At 72.3% G+C, this 21,399-nt stretch carries 15 protein-coding genes; 4 read left to right on the top strand and 11 right to left on the bottom strand.

Annotation, left to right across the window (positions count from 1 at the left end):
• Position 1 precedes the first annotated feature (1 nt).
• The 8 genes from BI06_RS33590 to BI06_RS33555 all read right to left on the bottom strand — a co-directional run bounded on the left by BI06_RS33590 (position 2) and on the right by BI06_RS33555 (position 12,526).
• On the bottom strand, positions 2-1,090 hold the full coding sequence (locus BI06_RS33590; RefSeq protein WP_051742533.1) for a CU044_5270 family protein: 1,089 nt from the start codon (positions 1,088-1,090) through the stop codon (positions 2-4).
• Positions 1,087-1,716 carry an RNA polymerase sigma factor gene (locus BI06_RS33585; RefSeq protein WP_030394290.1) on the bottom strand — a complete coding sequence of 210 codons (630 nt, stop codon included), beginning with the start codon at positions 1,714-1,716 and terminating at the stop codon, positions 1,087-1,089. Before BI06_RS33585 ends, BI06_RS33590 begins: the two co-directional genes overlap by 4 nt.
• Before the next feature lie 100 nt (positions 1,717-1,816).
• On the bottom strand, positions 1,817-2,713 hold the full coding sequence (locus BI06_RS33580; RefSeq protein ID WP_051742532.1) for a hypothetical protein: 897 nt from the start codon (positions 2,711-2,713) through the stop codon (positions 1,817-1,819).
• 110 nt (positions 2,714-2,823) lie between these two features.
• Positions 2,824-7,770: an NAD-glutamate dehydrogenase gene (locus BI06_RS33575; protein ID WP_030394292.1), complete on the bottom strand. Its 4,947-nt coding sequence runs from the start codon at positions 7,768-7,770 to the stop codon at positions 2,824-2,826.
• Positions 7,771-8,103: 333 nt separating this feature from the next.
• Positions 8,104-9,729 carry an L-glutamate gamma-semialdehyde dehydrogenase gene (gene pruA / locus BI06_RS33570; protein ID WP_043474868.1) on the bottom strand — a complete coding sequence of 542 codons (1,626 nt, stop codon included), beginning with the start codon at positions 9,727-9,729 and terminating at the stop codon, positions 8,104-8,106.
• 218 nt (positions 9,730-9,947) lie between these two features.
• Positions 9,948-10,604 carry an HAD family hydrolase gene (locus BI06_RS33565; protein WP_030394294.1) on the bottom strand — a complete coding sequence of 219 codons (657 nt, stop codon included), beginning with the start codon at positions 10,602-10,604 and terminating at the stop codon, positions 9,948-9,950.
• Positions 10,605-10,731: 127 nt separating this feature from the next.
• Entirely contained in the window at positions 10,732-11,241 is a 510-nt protein-coding gene (locus BI06_RS33560) for a hypothetical protein (RefSeq protein ID WP_030394295.1), read from the bottom strand.
• Between the two features lie 175 nt (positions 11,242-11,416).
• Positions 11,417-12,526, bottom strand: a complete 1,110-nt coding sequence (locus BI06_RS33555; protein ID WP_078880032.1) for a patatin-like phospholipase family protein — start codon at positions 12,524-12,526, stop codon at positions 11,417-11,419.
• A 456-nt stretch (positions 12,527-12,982) separates the two neighbouring features.
• Between BI06_RS33555 and BI06_RS33550 the strand changes: the two genes are divergently transcribed.
• The gene (locus BI06_RS33550; RefSeq protein WP_051742529.1) at positions 12,983-13,471 is read left to right on the top strand and encodes an Rv3235 family protein; all 489 of its coding nucleotides are present in this window, start codon (positions 12,983-12,985) and stop codon (positions 13,469-13,471) included.
• Between the two features lie 164 nt (positions 13,472-13,635).
• Here BI06_RS33550 and secA read toward each other — a convergent pair whose 3' ends face one another.
• Positions 13,636-16,398 carry a preprotein translocase subunit SecA gene (gene secA, locus BI06_RS33545; RefSeq protein ID WP_030394298.1) on the bottom strand — a complete coding sequence of 921 codons (2,763 nt, stop codon included), beginning with the start codon at positions 16,396-16,398 and terminating at the stop codon, positions 13,636-13,638.
• A 251-nt stretch (positions 16,399-16,649) separates the two neighbouring features.
• On the opposite strand from secA, the gene BI06_RS33540 reads away from it, so the two are divergent.
• A complete protein-coding gene (locus BI06_RS33540) occupies positions 16,650-17,258 on the top strand; it encodes a GNAT family N-acetyltransferase (protein ID WP_078880033.1) in 609 nt (202 codons plus the stop codon).
• A 138-nt stretch (positions 17,259-17,396) separates the two neighbouring features.
• On the top strand, positions 17,397-18,611 hold the full coding sequence (locus BI06_RS33535) for a winged helix-turn-helix domain-containing protein (protein ID WP_043474745.1): 1,215 nt from the start codon (positions 17,397-17,399) through the stop codon (positions 18,609-18,611).
• 81 nt (positions 18,612-18,692) lie between these two features.
• On the opposite strand, the gene BI06_RS33530 is transcribed toward BI06_RS33535, so the two are convergent.
• Together BI06_RS33530 and hpf are read right to left on the bottom strand one after the other, a co-directional pair.
• Complete coding sequence (locus BI06_RS33530) at positions 18,693-19,451, bottom strand: response regulator transcription factor (protein ID WP_043474742.1); 759 nt, start codon at positions 19,449-19,451, stop codon at positions 18,693-18,695.
• Between the two features lie 273 nt (positions 19,452-19,724).
• Entirely contained in the window at positions 19,725-20,420 is a 696-nt protein-coding gene (hpf, locus tag BI06_RS33525) for a ribosome hibernation-promoting factor, HPF/YfiA family (RefSeq protein ID WP_030394302.1), read from the bottom strand.
• Positions 20,421-20,786: 366 nt separating this feature from the next.
• Between hpf and BI06_RS33520 the strand changes: the two genes are divergently transcribed.
• The coding region (locus BI06_RS33520) for a ComF family protein (protein ID WP_051742528.1) at positions 20,787-21,399 on the top strand (613 nt) is incomplete at its 3' end.

Below are 21,399 nucleotides of genomic sequence, written 5' to 3'. Positions count from 1 at the left end.
ATCAGGCGTTGTTCTGCTTCGGCTCGTCGCCCGGCTTGTCGGTGATCGAGCGGCCCAGCACCGCCGTGTGGCCGACCACCGTACCGGCCTTGCCGAAGTCGCCGTCGGTGACGACGACCTCGCGCTCACCGAGGAACTCGTGGCTCTTCGGGTCGAAGATCCACTCGGTGCGGACACCGCTGTCCTCGTGCGCCACGGCGACACCGTGGCGGCCCGAGGCGTCCGCCGAGTCCGCGACCGCGGTGACGCCGGGGATCTTGGCGGCGGCGCGGTAGAGGGCGGCGCTGACGGCCGGCGGGGCGATCTGCTCGCGCAGCAGGTCCCCGATGGTCCCGAACGCCTGCTGGTCAGGGGTGCGGCCCTGGCCCTTGGTCTCGGCGTAGATCTTCTTCAGCAGCGCGTCCGGGTCGGTCGGCAGACCGGCCAGGTAGTTGTAGGTCGGCGCGCCGATGCTCGGCTTCTTGGTCGGGTCGATCCACAGCCCGCCGTCGGGACGCGGCGCGGGGCGCTTGTCCCCCTCCTTGGCGGCGGCCTCGCCCTTGCCGAACTTGCCCTCCTCCTTCAGGACGCCCCACTGGCTGCCGTCCACCGACAGCCAGATCTGGCGGCGGTGCGGCGCGTCGACCTTCGTCTCGCCGGTGGCCAGGTTGGTGCCCGCGAAGGACACCAGGCTGTCGATGTAGACGAACTGGTTCTTGCCGGGCTTCGGATCCGGCTTGCCGGCCGCGGTGTCGGCGGCCTGGGTCAGCAGCTGGACGGCGGCGACCGGGGCGACGTTCAGCGTGGTGCTGCCGCTCTCGGCCGGCTGCTGCTCGCCCTGGACCTGCTGCCCGCTCTGCTGCTGGGCCAGCGGAGCCTTGGAGGCCACGCCGTCACTGCCGCCCGGCAGGACCATCGCCAGGGCCAGACCGCCCGCCAGGGCCGGAATCGCCACCCAGCCGAACTTGCCCCGCCGGACCAGCGCGGGCTTCGTGTCCCGGATCTCACTCATCAGATGTCCCCTCAACAGCCGGTGGCGGTCTGAGGAGAGTTCGGGCCGCGCCGGCGGCGGCAACAGCCGGGCCAGCTCGGCACGCTCGTGCTCGTTCATCGGTTCGTCTCCCGTGTCGACCGGGCCGCATCGGTGCGGCCAACCCGTACCTGTCCGGGCTCGGGGCGGAGTTCCCGCCCTTTTTGCAGTTCTTCCTCGGCGAGCGCCCGGAGCTTGGTGCGGGCGCGCGAGAGCCGCGAACGCACCGTTCCGACCGGCACCCCGAGCGCCTCGGCGGCACTCGCGTAGTCGAGCCCGGCCCAGACGCAGAGGCCGAACACCTCCCGCTCCGCCTTCCGCAGCCGCTCCAGCGCCCGCCGCGCGGCGGCCAGTTGGGCGCTGTCGTCAAGCCGCCCGACGAGTTCGTCGGCGAAGTCCGGCACCACGTCCCGGGGTGGCAGCCGCTCCATCGCGGCGCGGTGCCGCCGGGCCGCCCGGGTCGTGTTCCGCAGAACGTTGGCGGCGACCCCGAACAGCCAGGGGCGGACCGGCTCGTCGCTCTCGCGCAGTTTGTGGCGCAGCCGCCACGCCTCCAGGAAGGTCAGCTGGACGATGTCCTCCGCGACCGCCCAGTCCCCCGACACCCGCACCGCGTACCGGTACAGGTCGTCTGCCGACTGATCGAAAAGCTCCCCGAACGCCCATTGGTCCCCGTTCCGTATCCGTCCCCGCTGTGACAGCTCCACACCTCCACCTGTCCGCGGCAGCGTCGCGGTTCCGAAGCCGTTCCGAAGCCGTTCCGAGGGCCGTTCCGAGAGCGGTTCCGGGAGCCGACCCGGGAACGGCTCAGGAGCAGTAGGTGTCGCGGTTGGCCAGGGCGAGGCCGGTCACCCGCTCGGCGTCGACGGTGAACTCGTACCGCCACCCCTGCTCGACCTGGCCGATCCCGGCCCACAGGGTGTACTTGCCGTCCTTGCCGAGCTGGAGCCCCTGGACCTCGTAGGCCGCCTTGAGCTCCGCGACCGTGGAGCCCGCCCCGATGCCCTCGGCGGTGCGCGCACCGGCGGGGGCGACCAGTTCGCGCAGGCCCTCCAGGCCGAAGCCGGCCCGGCCGGTGGTGAGGAAGGCGAGGTCCCGGGCCTCACGGGCCGCCTTCAGCTCGTCGAACACCTTCATCAGCTGCTCGTGCGCCTCCTGGCGGGCCTTCGACTTCTCCTGGAAGGCCGCCATCCGGTCGGTGAAGCTCTTGACGTCCTTCGCCGAGTAGCTGGCCGGAGGGGCCGGGAAGACCTCCGTCTCCTTCCTCGCGGCCTCGTTCCGGGCGTTGGCCTGGACGTACTTGGCCTGGAGCGCCTCCTCGGCGGCCATCCGGACCGGGTCCGGGGCAGGGCCGCCCCGGTACGCGAAGTCGGTGCAGCCGTTGAGCAGCGACACGGGGGCGGCCTCCAGGGCGCCGGTGGCCAGCGCGACGTCCTTGGTCATCCCGGGCTTGAGCCCGCGGTAGCCGACGAGAGCAGAGAACGGCTCCGGGGTCGCGGACGGCGTGGGGCTCGCGGTCGCCGGCGCACCGGCCCGGCCCGCGACCGCCCCCGCGCCGTCGGCGCCCGCCCCGTTCGACCCGCAGGCCGCCGCCCCTCCGGCGAGCAGCGCGGCCGCCAGCGCGGCTCCGGTCAGACGCCCGACCCGTCCTGCCCGCCCGGCCTGCCCGGCCTCTCCGCTCCGCCCGGCCCATGACTTCGACACAGTGTTCAATCCCCTCGTTCGGGGGTCACCGTATCGAACGTGTGCGCACACGAAGCGGCGGGCCCGCGTCCACCAGGACGCGGGCCCGCCGTCGAACCGCTACAACCTCGTCAGCGCATCGAACCCGTGCGGAGCAGGGTCCGGATGACACGCATCGCGACCGAGAGGCTGGACAGCTCGTAGTTGTCCGAACCCCTTATGTCGTCGAGGGTGCTCTTGGCCCGGTTCAGCAGCGTCGCGTTGAGCTCCGCCCAGGCGGTGTACCGCTCCTCGGGGGTGGCACCCTCGGGGCCGCAGGCCAGGATGTCGGCGGTCAGCGCCGCGTGGGCCGCGAAGAGGTCCTCGCGGATGGCGGCGCGGGCCATCGACGACCAGCGGTCGATGCGCGGCAGCTCGATGATGCGGTCGAGCAGGTGGGTGATCTGCAGGCGGTCGGCGAGGTCGTAGTAGAGCTCGGCGACCTGGGCGACGTCCTTGCCGGACCGGTCCGCGACCTCGGTGATGTCCAGGGTCGGGAAGGTCGAGGACAGGCCCGCGATCCGGGTGGCGAGCTCCTCCGGCACACCGGCGCCGGCGAGCTCCCCGTAGACGTGCTCGAACCAGGCCAGGTCCTCGCCGCGCAGCGGCTTGGGCAGCGAGCCCCACACCTGGTTGACCCGGTCGTGGAAGAACTCGATGGTGCCGGCGATGTCCAGCGGCTGGCGCCGGTTGTTGAGCATCCACCGGGTGGCGCGCTCGACCAGACGGCGCGAGTGCAGCCGCATCTTGGTCTGCGCCCGGGCCGGGACCCGGTTGTCCAGGCCCTCGATCTCGGACCAGATCTCCTCCAGGCCGAAGACGGCCCGGGCGGCGGTGTGGGTGCGGGCGACCTCTTCGTAGGTCGCGCCGGTCTCCTCCTTCAGGCGGAAGGCGAAGGTGCAGCCACCGCGGTTGATCGTGTCGTTGACGATCAGCGTGGTGATGATCTCGCGGCGCAGCGGGTGCCGGTCGATCTGCTCGGCGAACCGGGCCCGCAGCGCGCTGGGGAAGTACTCGTGCAGCGCGGTGCGGAAGAACGGGTCGTCGGGCAGGTCGGTGGCGAGCAGCTCGTCGGCCAGCGTGATCTTGGTGTAGGCGAGCAGCACCGACATCTCGGGCTGGGACAGGCCCCGGCCGTTCTGCTGGCGCTCGCGGATCTGCCGCTCGGTGGGCAGGTACTCCAGGCCCCGGTCGAGCTGGCCGGCCGACTCCAGCCGGTTGATCATCCGGGAGTGGACGTTGACCATGCTGTGCGCCTGGGCGACCGCGTTGGCCAGCACCACGTTCTGCGCGTAGTTGTTGCGCAGGACGAGGTGGCCGACCTCGTCGGTCATCTCGGCGAGCAGGGTGTTGCGCTGCTTGACCGTCATGTCGCCGTCGGCGACCACCTGGTTGAGCAGGATCTTGATGTTGACCTCGTGGTCCGAGGTGTCCACGCCGGCCGAGTTGTCGATGGCGTCGGTGTTGATCCAGCCGCCGGTGCTCTCCGGGCCGCCGGAGGCCGCGTACTCGATGCGGCCGAGCTGGGTGCAGCCGAGGTTGCCGCCCTCGCCGACGACGCGGGCGCGGACCTGCTCGCCGTTGACGCGGATGGCGTCGTTGGCCTTGTCGCCGACCTCGGCGTTGGTCTCGGTGGAGGCCTTGACGTAGGTGCCGATGCCGCCGTTCCAGAACAGGTCGACGGGCGCCTGCAGGATGGCCTTCATCAGCTCGGCGGGGGTGAGCCGGGTGTCGGAGACGCCCAGGGCGGCCCGGACCTGCGCGGTGAGCTGGATCGACTTGGCGCTGCGCGGGAAGATCCCGCCGCCGGCCGAGATCAGCGACCGGTCGTAGTCGTCCCAGGAGCTGCGGGGCAGCTCGAACAGGCGGCGGCGCTCGGCGTACGAGGAGGCCGCCTCCGGGTTCGGGTCCAGGAAGATGTGGCGGTGGTCGAAGGCGGCGACCAGGCGGATGTGCTCGCTGAGCAGCATGCCGTTGCCGAAGACGTCGCCGGACATGTCGCCGATGCCGATGACGGTGAAGTCCTCGGACTGGGTGTCGACGCCGAGCTCGCGGAAGTTGCGCTTGACGGACTCCCAGGCGCCGCGGGCGGTGATGCCCATGCCCTTGTGGTCGTAGCCGGCCGAACCGCCGGAGGCGAACGCGTCGCCCAGCCAGAAGCCGTAGGACTCGGCGACACCGTTGGCGATGTCGGAGAAGGTCGCGGTGCCCTTGTCGGCGGCGACGACCAGGTAGGTGTCGTCCTCGTCGTGGCGGACCACGTCGGCCGGGTGGACGACCTCGCCGCCGACCAGGTTGTCGGTGATGTCCAGCAGCGCCGAGATGAAGGTCTTGTAGGACGAGATGCCCTCGGCCAGCCAGGCGTCACGGTCCACCGACGGGTCCGGCAGCTGCTTGGCGACGAAGCCGCCCTTGGCGCCGACCGGCACGATGACGGTGTTCTTCACCATCTGCGCCTTGACCAGGCCGAGGATCTCGGTGCGGAAGTCCTCGCGCCGGTCGGACCAGCGCAGACCGCCGCGGGCGACCTTGCCGAAGCGCAGGTGCACACCCTCGACCTGCGGCGAGTAGACCCAGATCTCGAACGCCGGGCGCGGGGCCGGCAGGTCCGGGATGGCCTTCGGGTCGAACTTCATCGACACGTAGGAGTGCCACGCGCCGGTGCCGTCGTGCTGGAAGAAGTTGGTCCGCAGGGTGGCCTTGATGAGGTGCAGGAAGGAGCGCAGGATGCGGTCCTCGTCCAGCGAGACGACCTCGTCCAGCGCGCCGTCCAGCTCCTCCAGGATGCCCTCGGTCAGCTCCAGCGCGCCCTGCTGGTGGCTGGGGCTGAGCCGGGCCTCGAAGAGGTTCACCAGCAGACGGGTGGTGTGGGTGTTGTTGCGGAGCGCGTCCTCCATGTAGTCCTGGGAGAACGTGGAGCCCGCCTGGCGCAGGTACTTGGCGTACGCGCGCAGCATCATCGCCTGGCGCCAGGTCAGCCCGGCGGTCAGGACGAGGTCGTTGAAGCCGTCGTTCTCGGCCAGGCCGGTCCAGGTGGCGGCGAAGGTCTCCTGGAAGCGGTCGCGGGCCTCGTCGGTCAGCTCGACGGCCTCGCGCAGCCGCAGACCGAAGTCGTACACCCAGGCGGTGGTGTGGTCGGAGCGGGTCAGCGCGTACGGGTGCTCGTCGAGCACCTCGACGCCCAGTCGCTGGAGAACCGGCAGCACCTCGGTGAGCGAGATCGGGCCGCCCACCCGGTAGATCTTGAAGCGGCGCTCGTCGTCGCCGGCGCCGACCGGCTGGTAGAGGTTCAGCCGGAAGTCGCCGTCGCCGTGCAGCGACTCGATCTGCTTGAGGTCCGCGACCGCGGTGCGCGCGGTGAAGTCCGCGCGGTAGCCGTCGGGGAAGGCGTTGGCGTACTTGCGGGAGAGCTCGGCGGCCTTCTCCTCGCCCAGCTCGACGTGCAGCTGGTCGTTGAACCCGTCCATCCAGAACCGGGCGGCCTCGGCCAGCTTGGCCTCGATCCGCTCGATCTCGGCGTCCGACAGGTGCGGCAGCTCGCTGCCGGGGGTGACCCGCACGACGAAGTGCAGTCGGGTCAGCACCGACTCCGTCGACCAGACCGTGTAGTCGATCGAGGCGCCGTTGAGCTCCTGCATCAGGATGTCCATGAGGCGCAGCCGGATGCGGGTGGTGTAGCGGTCGCGCGGCAGGTAGACCAGCGCGGAGAAGTAGCGCCCGTACTCGTCCTGGCGCAGGAACAGCCGCAGCCGGCGGCGCTCCTGGAGGTAGAGCACGCTGGTGGCGATCTGCAGCAGCTCGTCGGCCGGGGTCTGGAAGATCTCGTCCCGGGGGAAGGTCTCCAGGATCTGCAGCAGGTCGCGGCCGTCGTGGCTCTCGGTGGAGAAGCCGGAGTCGACGATGACGTCCTGGACCTTGCGGCGGACGACCGGGATGCGGCTGACCGACTCGGTGTAGGCGGCGGCCGAGAACAGGCCGAGGAAGCGACGCTCGCCGATGACCACGCCGTTGGCGTCGAACTTCTTCACGCCGACGTAGTCGAGGTAGGACGGGCGGTGCACGGTCGCCCGGCTGTTGGCCTTGGTGAGGACGAGCAGCTTCTTCTCGTGGGCCTTGGCGCGCACCGGCGCGGACAGCCGGCCGAAGGCCTCGCTGACGGCGTGGTGCTGGTCGTCGTGGCCGATCGGGTCGGAGCGCAGGATGCCGAGGCCGGTCCCGGCGACGGCCTTGAGGACCTCCTCGCCCTCGTGCTCGACCAGGTCGTACTCGCGGTAGCCGAGGAAGGTGAAGTGGTCGTCGGCGAGCCAGCGCATGAGCTCCCAGGCCTCGCCGACCTCCTGCTCGGGCAGGCCGGCCGGGGGCTGCTCGGCGAGCTCGTCGGCCAGACGCAGCGCGGAGTCGCGCATCTTGGTCCAGTCCTCGACGACCTCGCGGACGTCGCCGAGCACCCGGCGCAGGTCGGTCTCGATCTCGCGCAGGTCGTCGCGGTCGGTCTCGCGGTCGACCTCGATGTGCATCCACGACTCGACGGTCGCGTCGGCCGGCCACTCGGTGCCGGAGGCCTGGCTGCGGGCGCAGGCGTCGACGTCGAGGATCTCCAGCAGCTTGCCGGTGATGTCGCGGCGGACGACCAGCTGGGGGTGGATGACGATGTGGATCGCGCGGTCCTGGCGGGACAGCTCGTTGGTCACCGAGTCGACCAGGAACGGCATGTCGTCGGTGACGACCTCGACCACGGTGTGGCCGCAGGACCAGCCGTTCTCCTCGACCGAGGGGGTGTGCACCCGCACCTCGGCGGTGCCCTGGGGGCGCTTGAGGCCCAGGCGGTAGTGCGAGGCGGCCGCGCCGTAGACGTCGACCGGGTCGCGGTCGACCAGGTCCTCGGCCGCCGTGTGGAGGTAGTAGTGGTGCAGGTACGCGGACAGAGCGCCGTTGCTCAGTCCCTCCCCCGGCGCCGCTCCCCCCACCTGGCTGTTCTCAGCGGCTGCTGCTGCCTTCCTGAGCAGTTCGGCCTTGGCTGCGTCCAGCTTGGTCTGCATGACTTCTTGGCTCCTGTCGCGCGCCGTTGCGTGACTCGGTGGTGGTATCGGGATCCACCGCCGGGGTCTTCCGCAATCCTGCCGCACCATCCAGCTGAAAAGGCCCCATGGCGCGCATGGAACACCTCTGCAGTGGGTAGGACGCAACGTTCGGCCTGCGGAGCCACCCGACGACGCCAGCCAGCCTAACGGGATCAATCGAAGGTGTCAGGGGACAAGCAGGCGCAAACCTGCAGGAAGATCGAGCCGTCCTGGACAGCTTGTCCAATCAGCCTGCCGGTTTGCGCCGAAAGCCGGAACTTCGTGCGGAGCCGGTGTGCACACGGTCGGCGTTCAGCCCATGTGCGGGTGAACGTGGGTGGTCGGCGGCACGAACGTCTCCTTGATCGACCTCGCGGAGGTCCAGCGCAGCAGGTTCTGCGGCGCGCCCGCCTTGTCGTTGGTGCCGGACGCCCGGCCGCCGCCGAACGGCTGCTGGCCCACCACGGCGCCGGTCGGCTTGTCGTTGATGTAGAAGTTCCCGGCGGCGAACCGCAGCGCCTCCAGGGCCTGCGCGATCGCGTAGCGGTCCTGGGCGACCACGGCGCCGGTCAGCCCGTACGGGGTGCCCGCGTCGACCCGGTTGAGCACGTCGTCCCAGCGGGAGTCCTCGTAGACGTGGACGGCCAGGATCGGGCCGAAGTACTCGGTGCGGAACATCTCGTTGCGGTGGTCCGAGGAGACCAGCACGGTCGGGCGGACGAACCAGCCGATCGCGTCGTCGTACTGGCCGCCGGCCACCAGCTCCACCGTCGGGTCGGCCTTGGCCCGCTCGATCGCGTCCCGGTTCCGCTCGAACGCGCGCCGGTCGATCAGCGCGCCCATGAAGTTCGACAGGTCGGTGACGTCGCCGACCGCCAGCGCGTCCACCTCGGCGAGCAGGTCGTCCTTGATCCGCTGCCAGAGGCTGCGCGGCAGGTAGGCGCGGGAGAGCGCCGAGCACTTCTGGCCCTGGTACTCGAAGGCGCCCCGGATCAGCGCCGCCTTGAGGATCTCCGGATCGGCCGAGCGGTGCGCGAGCAGGAAGTCCTTGCCGCCGGTCTCGCCGACGATCCGGGGGTAGCTGCGGTAGCCGCCGATGTTGGCGCCGATCGTCTGCCAGAGCGACTGGAAGGTCGCGGTGGAACCCGTGAAGTGCAGCCCGGCCAGCGCCGGGTCCGCCAGCGCCACCGCGGACAGCTGCTGCCCGTCACCGGTGACCAGGTTGATCACCCCGGGCGGCAGCCCGGCCGCCTCCAGCAGCCGCATCAGGTGGTACGCGGCCAGCGTCTGGGTCGGCGCCGGCTTCCACACCACGGTGTTGCCCATCAGCGCCGGCGCGGTCGGCAGGTTCCCGGCGATGGCGGTGAAGTTGAACGGGGTGATCGCGTAGACGAAACCTTCCAGCGGGCGGTGGTCGACGCGGTTCCACACCCCGGGCGAGGAGACCGGCTGCTCGGCCAGGATCCGCCGGGCGAAGTGGACGTTGTAGCGCCAGAAGTCGATCAGCTCGCAGGCCGAGTCGATCTCCGCCTGCTGGGCCGTCTTGGACTGGCCGAGCATGGTCGCCGCGTTGAGCGTCTCCCGCCACGGGCCGGCCAGCAGGTCGGCGGCGCGCAGGAAGACCGCCGCCCGGTCGTCGAAGGACAGTCCGCGCCAGTCCCGCCCGGCGGCCAGCGCCGCGTCCACGGCGGCCCTGGCGTCCTCCCGGGTGGCGTTGCCCAGCACGCCCAGCTTCGCCGCGTGGTGGTGCGGCTGGACGACGTCGATCCGCTCTCCGCCGCCGAACCGCTGCTCGCCGCCGATGGTCATCGGCAGCGGGACCGGCTCGGCCGCCAGCTCGTCCAGCCGGCGCACCAGCCGCTCCCGTTCCGGGCTGCCGGGCGCGTAGCCGAGCACCGGCTCGTTGCCCGGGACCGGGACGTCGGTGACTGCGTCGATGGGCATGGGCGGGCTCCGCTCCTGGTGGGGCGGCCGGCCCGTTCCGACGACGGGCCCGGCACCCGTCCAGCCTGACCAGCCGGGGGGCGCCGCGCCCGCCCGGACACGCCAGCGAGTGGAGTGGCGCGCGCCACTCCACCGCCCGTCTGCCGACCCTCCGCCGACCCTCCGCCGCCCGTCCGGGACCCGTCCGGGGCCGGTTCGCAGCCGGGAGCGTGTCAGCCGGCGATCCGGCCCGCCAGCTCCACCGCTTCCGCCAGGCTGTCCACCACCGGCACGCCGACCGGCTCCAGCTTCTCCCTGGTGTGCGAGCCGCCGGTGTAGAGCACGGCGTGCGCGCCCGCCTCCAGCGCGGCCAGCGCGTCGTCCGCCGCGTCCCCGATCAGCACGGTGCGGGCCGGGTCCACCTGCTCGCCGAGCGCCGCCAGGTGCCGGACCAGGTACTCGGCCTTCTGCCCGCCGGCCGGGCCGCTGCGCCCGTCCACCCGCAGGAACTGGCCGGTCAGGCCGAAGCCCTCGACGACCGGCAGCAGCCGGTCGTGCTGGTACATGGACAGCAGCGACTGGCTCCGCCCGGCCGCGCGCCAGCCGTCCAGCAGCTCACGGGCGCCGTCGGTGAGGCCGCAGGCGGCGCTCAGCTGGTGGTAGCGGTCGTGGAACGCGTCGTCCAGCCGCAGCCACTCGGCCTCGGAGGGCAGCCGGCCGAGCAGCCGCTGGTAGAACCTGGGGATCGGGATCTCGTACTGCTCTCGGTACTCCTGCAGCGTCATCGGCGCCACGCCGATGGTCGCGAAAGCGGCGTTGCTCGCTCCGAGCACCGCTTCCATGTCGTGGAAGAGCGTTCCGTTCCAGTCCCAGACGATATGAGTGCGCACGTCTGAACGGTAGCGCCGCGTCCGGCCGGACCGGTAGGACGGGGCTCACGGCGGCCGGGGCCCCTGGTCCTCGGCGCCCCTGACCCTCGGGGCCTCGGGGCCTCGGAGTGCGGGACCCGGCGCGGGCTCAGGCCAGCAGGCCGGCGATCTCCTGGGTGGCGAACCACAGCAGGTCGTGGTCCTCGGCGCCGTCCACGGTGAACTGGGCGTCCTGGTCGCCCGCGTCCGCGGCCGCCACCGCCCCGACCGCGGCCGCCACATCGGCCACCACGTCGCGGTCCGCGACATCGGCGTGCACGGCCGCCGCCTTGGCCAGCTTCAGCGGCCCGGCCAGCACCACCCGGCCCAGCGAGGCCTGGTCCTGGTACTCGTCGCCGGGGAACGGCGTCACGGCCGAGTCGGCGACGTCGAGCGCGATCACCACCCGGCGGCGCGGGGCGTCCGGCTCGGCGGCCAGCAGACGGAGCGAGGACTGGGCGGCCCGGTTGAGCGCCGCGTACTCCAGCTCCTCCAGGTCGTCGCTGACGTACCACTCGCGCAGCGCGGGCGTCACGGCGTACGCCGCGGACTGCTCCAGCGCGCCGCCCGAGTGCGCCGCCGCCAGGCCGGTCAGGGTGGTGGGCACGTACACGCGCATCGGTGGCACTCTCCGGTTCGTCCAGCGGCACAGCTTCCAGCGTCCCCAAGAATAAGCTCCGGACGCGTCGACGCGATCACCCGTGCACCCGTCGGCCCTCCGCCCGGGCCCCGCGCGCGCCCCGGCGGGCCCGCCGCCGCGCCGTTCCGGGGCCCGTCCCGCCCGCCGTACCGGATCAGCCGGCGGCCTCCAGGACCCGGCGGCAGGTGTCCAGCGCGCTCTCCAGGACCGGGCCCCGGCGGGACGGGTCCATCATGTTCGGCCCCATCACGGCCAGGTCCGCGGGTGCGGGCGCGAGCAGGTGGACCCGGACGCCGCCCGCCCGCAGCAGTCCGGCCTCGCGCAGGAGCTGCCGGGTCACCGCCCTGCGGTAGCGGCCGACCACCTGGGCGAGCACCCCGCGCGGGAGGTCCCGCCCGCGCCGGGCGCGCGCGAAGACGGACGCGCCCGGGACGGACTCCGAGTGCCCCGGTTGCGGATGCCCCGGCGGGTCGCTGCACAGCGCCATGGGCGCCAGGACGTAGACCTCGTCGAGGCCCCGGTCGAGCATGAGATCGGCGTTGGTGGCCGACCAGCAGCCGCCGTCCACGTAGTCGGCCCCGCCCACCCGGACGGGGGCGAACCAGCCCGGGATCGCGCAGGAGGCCATCACCGCCTCGCCGACGCCGGCGGGCGGGGCGTCCGGGTCGCCGAAGACCACCCGGTGGCCGCTGCGGTAGTCCACCGCGACGACCCGCAGCGCCGAGGCGCGCCCGGCCGCCCCGGTCACACCGGCCGCCCCGGTGGCCGTCGCCCCGGCACCGCCGAACAGGCCGCCGACCAGCGCGCCCACCGGCTCCAGCGAGCCCCGGCCGTGCGGGGCCATCGCCGAGACCAGGGTGAGCAGCGGGTACTCGCGCGGGTGCCGCACGGCGTCCCGCAGCAGCCCCGGCGAGCCGATGCCCGCCCGGGGCCGCGGCGGCAGCGCGCCGCCGACCGCCGTGTCGTAGTCGAAGTCGACCCCGGCCAGCGGCCCGGACGTGATCGGCAGTCCCCGCTGGTGGTCCCGGAGCTGTTCGGCGCCGACCCCGGCGGCCAGCAGCGCGCCCAGGATCGCCCCGGCCGAGGTGCCGAGCACCACCTCCGCGTCACCGGCCGGGCGGCCGGTCGCCTCCTCCACCGCGCAGAGCGCGCCGACCGTCCAGGCCGCGCCGAGCATGCCCCCGCCGCCCAGCACCAGACCGCGCCGGGGAGCGCCGGCGGCCCGCGGTGCCGTCGGCCGTGTCCCGGATACCCATGTCGTCATGCCGGCCGCCTGTCCTCGTCGGGGCGGTGCTGGTCCGGGACGGGCCCGCGACGGGCGGCCCGATCCGGCTCCGGTCTCCGATCCTGCGCGTCGACCGACCCGGACCGCAACGGCCGTCCTGGCGAACCCGACCGTCCTCTTTCGGGCTTTCCCGCCCTTCCCGGTGCGTCAACCCGGTGCGGACCGGCTCCGGCCCGAACCCGTTCCCGCACGGGCCGACTCACCCGGATAGGTGAACTTTCCGGAGGCCGGGGCGCCCCTCGCAAAGCCGTTGCAGCCCGCTGCGGACGGCCGTTAACAAGGAACCCGTCCGCACCCGCACCACCCGGTCCCGACCGGCACCACCCACCACCGACCGGCATCGCCCCGACGCTCCACCCCGACGCTCGCCCCGACCGCAGCAGCCCACCGGGCCCCGCCCGGGCCCCGACCCGCCCGCCGCTCCGAGGAAGGCCCATGACCGCATGTCCGAACCGCGCCGCTCACCCGCCCGCCCCGCCCGCCGTCCTGTCGGCGCGCCCGTACCGCCCGCGCGGCACCGCCCGGGACCACCGGGCGGTCGCCGAACCTCGGCGCCCCCGCCACCCCAGGGCGGCCTGCGCCGACCGAACGGGCCCCGACCCGCGGGGCGGCCTGAGCACACGGTTCGCGCACCGGCTGGTGGAGGTGCTGACCGGCTCCCGGCCGTCCGGACAGCTGCTGCGCCACACCACCCTGGACTGCTACGGCCAGCTGTCGGCCCTGGTCCGGGCCGGCACCCTGCGCGGGACGCGGAGCGGCGAGCGGCCGCGGCTCGGGCCGGTGCACGACCGTTCGCCCGCGCCGGGCGCGGTCGAGGCCTGTGTCCGGGTCGACCTCGGCGACCGGCACCACATGGTGGCGTTCCGGCTGGAGCCTCGGGGGCCGTCCGGCCAGTGGCAGTGCACCGCGGTGGAGGCCCGATGAGCCGCCCCGGACCGTGCTCCCGCCCGTCCCCGCCCGCCCGGTGGGCGGAGGCCGCCGCAGCGGCCCCGGCACCGGCGGCGGCCGCCCCGGGAACGACGCCGGGCGCCACCCCCGTACGGGAGTGGCGCCCGGTGCGGCGGCCGACCGGTCCGGTCGGCCCCGCCTCAGCTCTTGCGGCGGCGGCCCTTGGCCGACTTGGCGGCCTTGCGACGCTCGGCGCGGGTCAGACCGTCGCCCTCGTCCTCGGCACCGAGGTCGTCGAACTCGCCCTCGACCACACCGCCGCCGACCTCCTCCGAGGGGGCCGTGTAGTGCAGCCGCTGCGGCTTCGGGGCCTCCAGGCCCTTGGCCTTGATCTCCGGACGGGGGGCGTCCTTCTCCAGCTTGTCGAGCAGCACCTGGGCGTCCTCGACCGGGACCTCCTCGACCTGCTGCTCGACCTGGACCTCCAGGTTGAACAGGTAGCCGACGGACTCCTCCTTGATGCCCTCCATCATCGCGGTGAACATGTCGAAGCCCTCGCGCTGGTACTCGACCAGCGGGTCGCGCTGCGCCATGGCCCGCAGGCCGATGCCCTCCTGGAGGTAGTCCATCTCGTAGAGGTGCTCGCGCCAGCGGCGGTCCAGCACCGAGAGGACGACCCGGCGCTCCAGCTCGCGCATGATCTCCTCGCCGAGCTGGTCCTCGCGGGCGCCGTACTGGGCCTGGACGTCCTCCTGGATGGCCTTGGTGAGGAACTCCGGGGTGAGGCCGGCGGCGCCGCCGGCCTCCTCCTCCAGCTCGGCCAGGTCCAGGGTGATCGGGTAGAGCTGCTTGAGCGCGGTCCAGAGCTTCTCGAGGTCCCAGTCGTCCTCGAAGCCCTCGCCGGTGGCGGCGTTGACGTACGCCTCGACGGTGTCGTCCATGAAGTGGCCGACCTGCTCCTGCAGGTCCTCGCCCTCCAGGACCCGGCGGCGCTCGCCGTAGATGACCTCGCGCTGGCGGTTCAGCACCTCGTCGTACTTGAGGACGTTCTTGCGGATCTCGAAGTTCTGCTGCTCGACCTGGGTCTGCGCGGAGGCGATGGCCCGGGTGACCATCTTCGACTCGATCGGCACGTCCTCGGGCACGTTGGCCATCGAGAGCACGCGCTCGACCATGCCGGCCTTGAACAGGCGCATCAGGTCGTCGCCGAGCGACAGGTAGAAGCGGGACTCGCCCGGGTCGCCCTGACGGCCGGAGCGGCCGCGCAGCTGGTTGTCGATCCGGCGGGACTCGTGCCGCTCGGTGCCGAGGACGTAGAGGCCGCCGGCCTCCTTGACCTCGTCCTGCTCCGCCTTCACGGCCGCCTTGGCCTTCTCCAGCGCGGCCGGGAACGCGGCCTCGTACTCCTCCGGGCTGTCCTCCGGGGTGATCCCGCGCTGCGCCAGCTCGGCCGCCGCGAGGTGGTCGGCGTTGCCGCCGAGCATGATGTCGGTGCCTCGGCCGGCCATGTTGGTGGCCACGGTGACGGCGCCCTTGCGGCCCGCCTGGGCGACGATCTGCGCCTCGCGCTCGTGGTGCTTGGCGTTCAGCACCTCGTGCGGGATGCCACGCTTGCGCAGCTCCTGCGACAGGTACTCGGACTTCTCGACCGACACGGTGCCGACCAGCACCGGCTGGCCCTTCTCGTGCTTCTCGGCGATGTCCTCGACCACGGCCGCGAACTTGGCCGGCTCCGACTTGTAGATGAGGTCGGGCTGGTCGATGCGCAGCGGGTTCTTGTTGGTGGGGATCGGCACCACACCGAGCTTGTAGATCTGGTGGAACTCGGCCGCCTCGGTGGTACCGGTACCGGTCATACCGGCCAGCTTGTCGTACAGGCGGAAGAAGTTCTGGAGGGTGATGGTGGCCAGGGTCTGGTTCTCGTTCTGGACCTCCACCCCTTCCTTGGCCTCGATCGCCTGGTGCATGCCCTCGTTGTAGCGGCGGCCGGCCAGGATACGACCGGTGTGCTCGTCGACGATCATGACTTCGCCGTTCATGACGACGTAGTCCTTGTCGTTCTTGTAGAGCTCCTTGGCCTTGATGGCGTTGTTCAGGAAGCCGACGAGCGGGGTGTTCACCGACTCGTAGAGGTTGTCGATGCCGAGGTAGTCCTCGACCCGGGTGACACCCTCCTCGAGGATGCCCACGGTGCGCTTCTTCTCGTCGACCTCGTAGTCGCGGTCGATCTTGAGGCGCAGCACCAGCTTGGCGAAGTCGGCGTACCACTTGGTCGCCTGGTCGGCCGGGCCGGAGATGATCAGCGGGGTCCGGGCCTCGTCGATGAGGATCGAGTCGACCTCGTCGACCACGGCGAAGTTGTGGCCGCGCTGGACGAGCTCGTCCTTCGACCAGGCCATGTTGTCGCGCAGGTAGTCGAAGCCGAACTCGTTGTTGGTGCCGTACGTGATGTCCATCCCGTACTGGCGCTTGCGCTCGGCGGGCGTCATGTTGCCGAGGATCACGCCGACCTCGAGGCCGAGGAAGCGGTGCACCCGGCCCATCCACTCCGAGTCGCGCTCGGCGAGGTAGTCGTTGACCGTGATCAGGTGCACGCCCTTGCCGGTCAGCGCGTTCAGGTACGCGGGCAGGGTGCCGACGAGGGTCTTGCCCTCACCGGTGCGCATCTCGGCGACGTAGCCGTGGTGCAGCGCGGCGCCGCCCATGATCTGGACGTCGTAGTGCCGCTGGCCGAGGACGCGCTTGGCTGCCTCTCGGACGGTGGCGAAGGCCTCGGGGAGGATGTCGTCCAGGGACTCGCCGTCGACGAGTCGCTGCCTGTACTCGTCCGTCAGGGCGCGAAGCTCGGCGTCGGTGAGGTTGACGAAGTCCTCTTCGATGGAGTTGACCTGGGCGGCAATCCGCTGCAGCTTGCGAAGGATCTTGCCTTCGCCGGCGCGCAGGATCTTGTCGAAGACGGACACGTGAGCGGGCTCCTTGCCTGTATTGGCACTGGACGACTGCACGGCGGATCCACCCCACCGCACGGGCCATCGTATGCGAGGAGCCCAATGCCTCGGGAGGTGCGTCAGCACGGTATTCCCGTGTCACCCCTGCGAGCACATGCCCCGATAGCATTCCCCACCGGGGCAAACCGGGCAGCCGTCCGTTGAGTTGGGCGCCCAGGACCGTTAATCGGATGCTCGGATTCATCTCTGGACGAAATAATCCGCCCATGGAAGAAAGCCCCGAACCCCGTACCGGGGAGCAGTCCGGCCCGCCCGCCGCCGACCCCGCCCGCGAGCCCGTCGTCCTCACCACCGAGCGCCTGGTGCTGCGCGCTCCGCGCGAGTCGGACATCGACGCGATCGACGCCGCCTGCCAGGACCCGGAGATCCAGCGCTGGACGGTCGTCCCGAGCCCGTACCGGCGCACCGACGCCGAGTACTTCGTGTCCGACCTGGCGTTCAACGGCTGGCGGACCGGCGAGAACCTGGTCTGGTGCGTGTTCGAGCGGGAGTCCGGCGCCCTGGTCGGTTCCCAGGGGCTGATGTTCCCCGCCGGGCGACCCGGCGTGGCCGAGATCGGCTGGTGGGCGACCAAGGAGTTCCGCGGCCGCGGCTACACCGTGGAGGCGGCCACCGCCGTGGCCCGCTACGGACTGGCCGAACTCGGCCTGCGCCGACTGGAGTGGCTCGCCTACGTGGGCAACGAGGGCTCCCGCGCGGTCGCCTCGAAGGTCGGCTTCCGGTTCGAGGGCACCCTGCGCGCGTACGCCGAGCAGCGCGGACAGTTCCACGACTCGTGGATCGCCTCCCTGCTGCCCGGCGACCTCGCCGACTGACCCGGCCCGGACCGCCGCACCGGACCGGACCGCCGCGCCGGGTCGCCGGCCACCGCCGAACCACGCCCGCCCGCCCGGAGACCCCAGGTCTCCGGGCGGGCGGGCGAATTGTCGGTGCCCACCTCTAGGCTCGCCGGCATGACCGCCTCGACCCCCGGCCCGGTCCCGGGCCCGTCCTCCCTCCCCGCCCCGGTGACCGCGCTCGGCGCGGACGACGCCCGCCGGATCGCCCTGCGCGCCCAGGGCCTGCTCGGCGCGCCCGACCGCCGCGGCGGGGTGCGCGGGATGCTGCGCCGGCTCGGCTCCGTCCAGCTCGACACCATCTCGGTACTGGCCCGCTCGCACGAACTCGTGCCGTACGCCCGGCTCGGCGCGGTCGGCCGCCCGACGGTCGAGACGGCGTACTGGGGTTCCGGCACCAGCTTCGAGTACTGGTCGCACGCGGCGTGCATCCTGCCGATGGAGGAGTGGCCGCTGTTCGCCTTCCGGCGCCGCCGCTACCGCGCGAAGACGCATGTCTGGGGCAAGCAGGGCGAAGCGGAGACCTACCGCTCGGTGCTCGACAAGCTGCGCGCCGAGGGCCCGCTCACCTCGACCGAGCTGGGCGGCGCCAAGAAGACCGCCGACTGGTGGGACTGGTCGGACACCAAGATCGCGGTGGAACGGGCGCTGGCCTTCGGCGACGTGGTCTGCACCGAGCGCCGGAGCTGGAAGCGCGTCTACGCCCTGGCCGAACAGGCCGTGCCCGCCGAGCTGTTCGCCGCCGAACCGGACGACACCGAGTGCCTGCGCACCCTGGTCGCCCAGTCCGGCGCGGCCCTCGGCGTGGCCACCCGGGCCGACATCGTCGACTACTACCGGCTGCGCGCCGAGCAGGTGGACGCGGTGCTGCCCGACTCCGGCCTGGTCCCGGTCGAGGTGGCCGGCTGGGGCCCGAACGGCACCCCCGGCGCGGCCTGGGCCGACCCGGAGGCACTCGCCACCACGCCGCGCGGCCGCCACCGCACCACCCTGCTGTCGCCGTTCGACTCGCTGATCTGGGACCGTCCGCGTACCGAGCGGATCTTCGGCATGCTCCACCGGCTGGAGGCCTACACCCCCAAGCCCAAGCGGGTGCACGGCTACTTCGCGATGCCGGTGCTCACCGGCGGCCGGCTGGTCGGCCGGGTCGACCCGGCCCGCGAGGGTCGGACCCTGGTGGCGCGTCAGGTCTCGCTGGACTCCCCCCGGCACCTGGAGGCGCTGGCCGACGCACTGCGCGAGGCGGCCGGCTGGGTGGGCTGCGACGCCGTCCGGGTCGAGGCGCTGCACGACGAGTCGCTGCGCCCGGCGCTGGAGCGACTGCTGGCCTGACCGAGCACCCCCACCCCGGACTCCCCGCACGCCCCGGCCGCCCCGAACATCCCGGTGGCCGGGGCCCACCGGGCCCCGCGGTCACCCTATTTCGAGGATCTTCTCCCGCATCGCGTACACCACGGCCTCCATCCGGGAGTGCAGTTGCAGCTTCTCCAGGATGTTGCGCACATGGTTCTTCACGGTGTTCTCGCTGATGAACAGCTCCTTGGCGATCTCCCGGTTGTTCATCCCGGTGGCCACCAGCTTCAGCACCTCCAGCTCCCGGTCCGTGAGTCGCGGCGCGGGCACCAACTCCCGTTCGTCGGAGCGGCGCTGGATCATCGACTTGAACTCGGTGAGCAGCTTGGACGCCATCGACGGGCTGATCTGGGACTGCCCGTCGGCGACCGCGCGGATCGCGGTGGCGACCTCGTCGGTGGAGATCTCCTTGAGCAGGTAGCCGGTGGCCCCCGCCTTGATCGCCTCGTAGAGGTCGGCCTCCTCGTCGCTTATCGTCAGCATGATGATCTTGGTGCTGGGTGCGACGTCCTTGATCGCGGTGCAGGCCTCGATCCCGCTGCGGCGCGGCATCCTGACGTCCATGAGGATGATGTCGGGCAACAGGTCGGCCGCCTTGAGCACCGCCTCCGCGCCGTCCCCGGCCTCGCCGACGACGGTGATGTCCTCCTCCTCGGCCAGCACGATCTCCAGGCCGCGGCGGAACAGCGCGTGGTCGTCCACCACCAGGACGCGGATCGGCTCCCCCCGGCGCGGTGCGTAGTCGGACTCGGCCCCGAGGCCGGGCGACACCCCCACGACCGGCACTGTCGCGGGCCCCAGCCCGAAGTGATCCCCCATCCGCTCCTCCCCCGTCGCCGGTCGTCGTCGGCCAATCATTCCACGGCCGGGCGCCCTCGCGGTCACCCTCCGGTGCCGATTGCCCCGCATCGGGTGACCTGTCCGGTCACCGGCGTCCGCATACCGACCCCGGAACGCGGCACACCGGCCCGGGAACTCGGGTGGCCGGCCCGGAAGGACGGCGCCCCCGGAACACCACGAGCCTGCCCCTGAACGCCGGTGACCCCGGCGGCGGTTGCCACCGGGGTCACCCCTCTCCTGCTGTCCGGACGGTCAGTCCTCGTCGTCGCCCGCGCCGATCGCACCACCGGCGCCGCCACCCTCGACGGTCGAACCGTCGGCCTTCAGGTGGATCACGCCGTAGTGGTAACCGTGCCGGCGGTAGACGACGCTCGGCAGGCCACTGTCCTTCTCCACGAAGAGGTAGAAGTCGTGGCCGACCAGCTCCATCTCGTAGAGCGCCTGGTCGAGCGCCATCGGGGCGGCCGGGTGGGTCTTCTCCCGGACCACCAGCGGGCCTTCGCCCTCCACTTCCAGGGATCCCATCATGGTCTTGCGGACGGCACCGTTGGTGCTGCTCTCCGACGGCTTCGCCTCGGGCAGCGCGGCCAGGGCCGCGGTCGCCTCGGCGACGCTGATCGGGGTGCGGCTGCCGCTGCCGCCCTTGTGGACCCGACGCCGGTCCGCGGACTTGCGCAGTTGGGCGTCGAGCTTCGCCGAGGCCAGATCCAGCGCCGCGTAGGGGTCAGCGGCGGCGGCCTCGGCCCGGATCACCGGGCCACGGGTACGGAGGGTGATCTCCACGCGGTCGGACCGGTCGGCCTGCCGCGGGTTGTGTTCCTTGGACACCTCGACATCCAGGCTGATCGCCTTGGTGTCGAACTTCTGGACCTTCTCCAGCTTCTCGGCCACGTGATCCCGGAACCTCTTCGGCACCTCGGTCTTGCGGCCCTTGACGACGATGTCCACGCAGAACTCCGATCCCTCGTTCTGTCGCCGGCCCGGGTGCTACCGGACCGGACTGAGACCAGCCGGACCAGCCGATACATCCGCCGGCCCTCCGCTCCACCGGCAACGGTGGGAACGACTGGCCCTCACTGCACTTCCTCCCCACCAGGGACGGTTGAAACCCCCTGGAGCCTTATCGAACACCTCACACGGGGTTTTCGCCTCTCCGGCGGAGAGTTCGGGTATGACGGAGTGATGGGCCGGCGGTCAAGCTGCTGCACCCCTGTCTACCCTCTCGCGAGTGAAACACAGGTAAATACCTGGACAACACCCCCCGTACGGCGCATTCTTTGCTCACTCTCCGTGCCCCACCCGCGAGGAGCAGCCGTGCCGCGGACCCCCGCACCACCCCACCGGCAGTCCCACCGGGGACCCTTCGTCCACGCCCTGACCGGCCTCCTCGACGCGCTGCTCCCGGCCCCCTGCGCGGGCTGCGGCGCCGACCTCGGCCACCTGTGCCCGGAGTGCCGCCACCTCCTCGCCACCACCCCGCCGACGCCCGTCGCGGCCCTCCCACGGGCGCACGCCGCCGCGCCGTACGACGGTCCGGTCCGGCGGCTGCTGCTCGCCCACAAGGAGCGCGGCGCGCTGGCGCTGGCCGGCCCGCTCGGCGACACGCTTGCCCGGGCGGTGCGCTCCGCACTCGTCCCCTGTCCGGAAGGGGCGCCCCTGCTGCTGGTCCCGGTCCCCTCCGCCCGGGCGGCGGTCCGCGCCCGGGGGCACGACCCCACGCTGCGGCTGGCCCGCGCGGCCGCCGGGGCCCTGCGCCGGGAGGGGCTGGACGCCCGCGCGCTGCCGCTGCTGCGCCACGCCCGGCCGGTCGCCGACCAGGCCGGGCTCTCCGCCGCCGAGCGCCACCGGAATCTGCGCGGCGCGCTCACCGTGCGGCCGCCCGGCCGCTTCCGCCGATCCGCCGGACCCGACCGATCCGACCGATCCG

It is taken from the genome of Kitasatospora sp. MBT66, from assembly GCF_000710405.2.
Taxonomy (GTDB): Bacteria; Actinomycetota; Actinomycetes; order Streptomycetales; family Streptomycetaceae; genus Kitasatospora; species Kitasatospora purpeofusca.
This window is presented reverse-complemented; position numbering and strand designations above follow the sequence as displayed.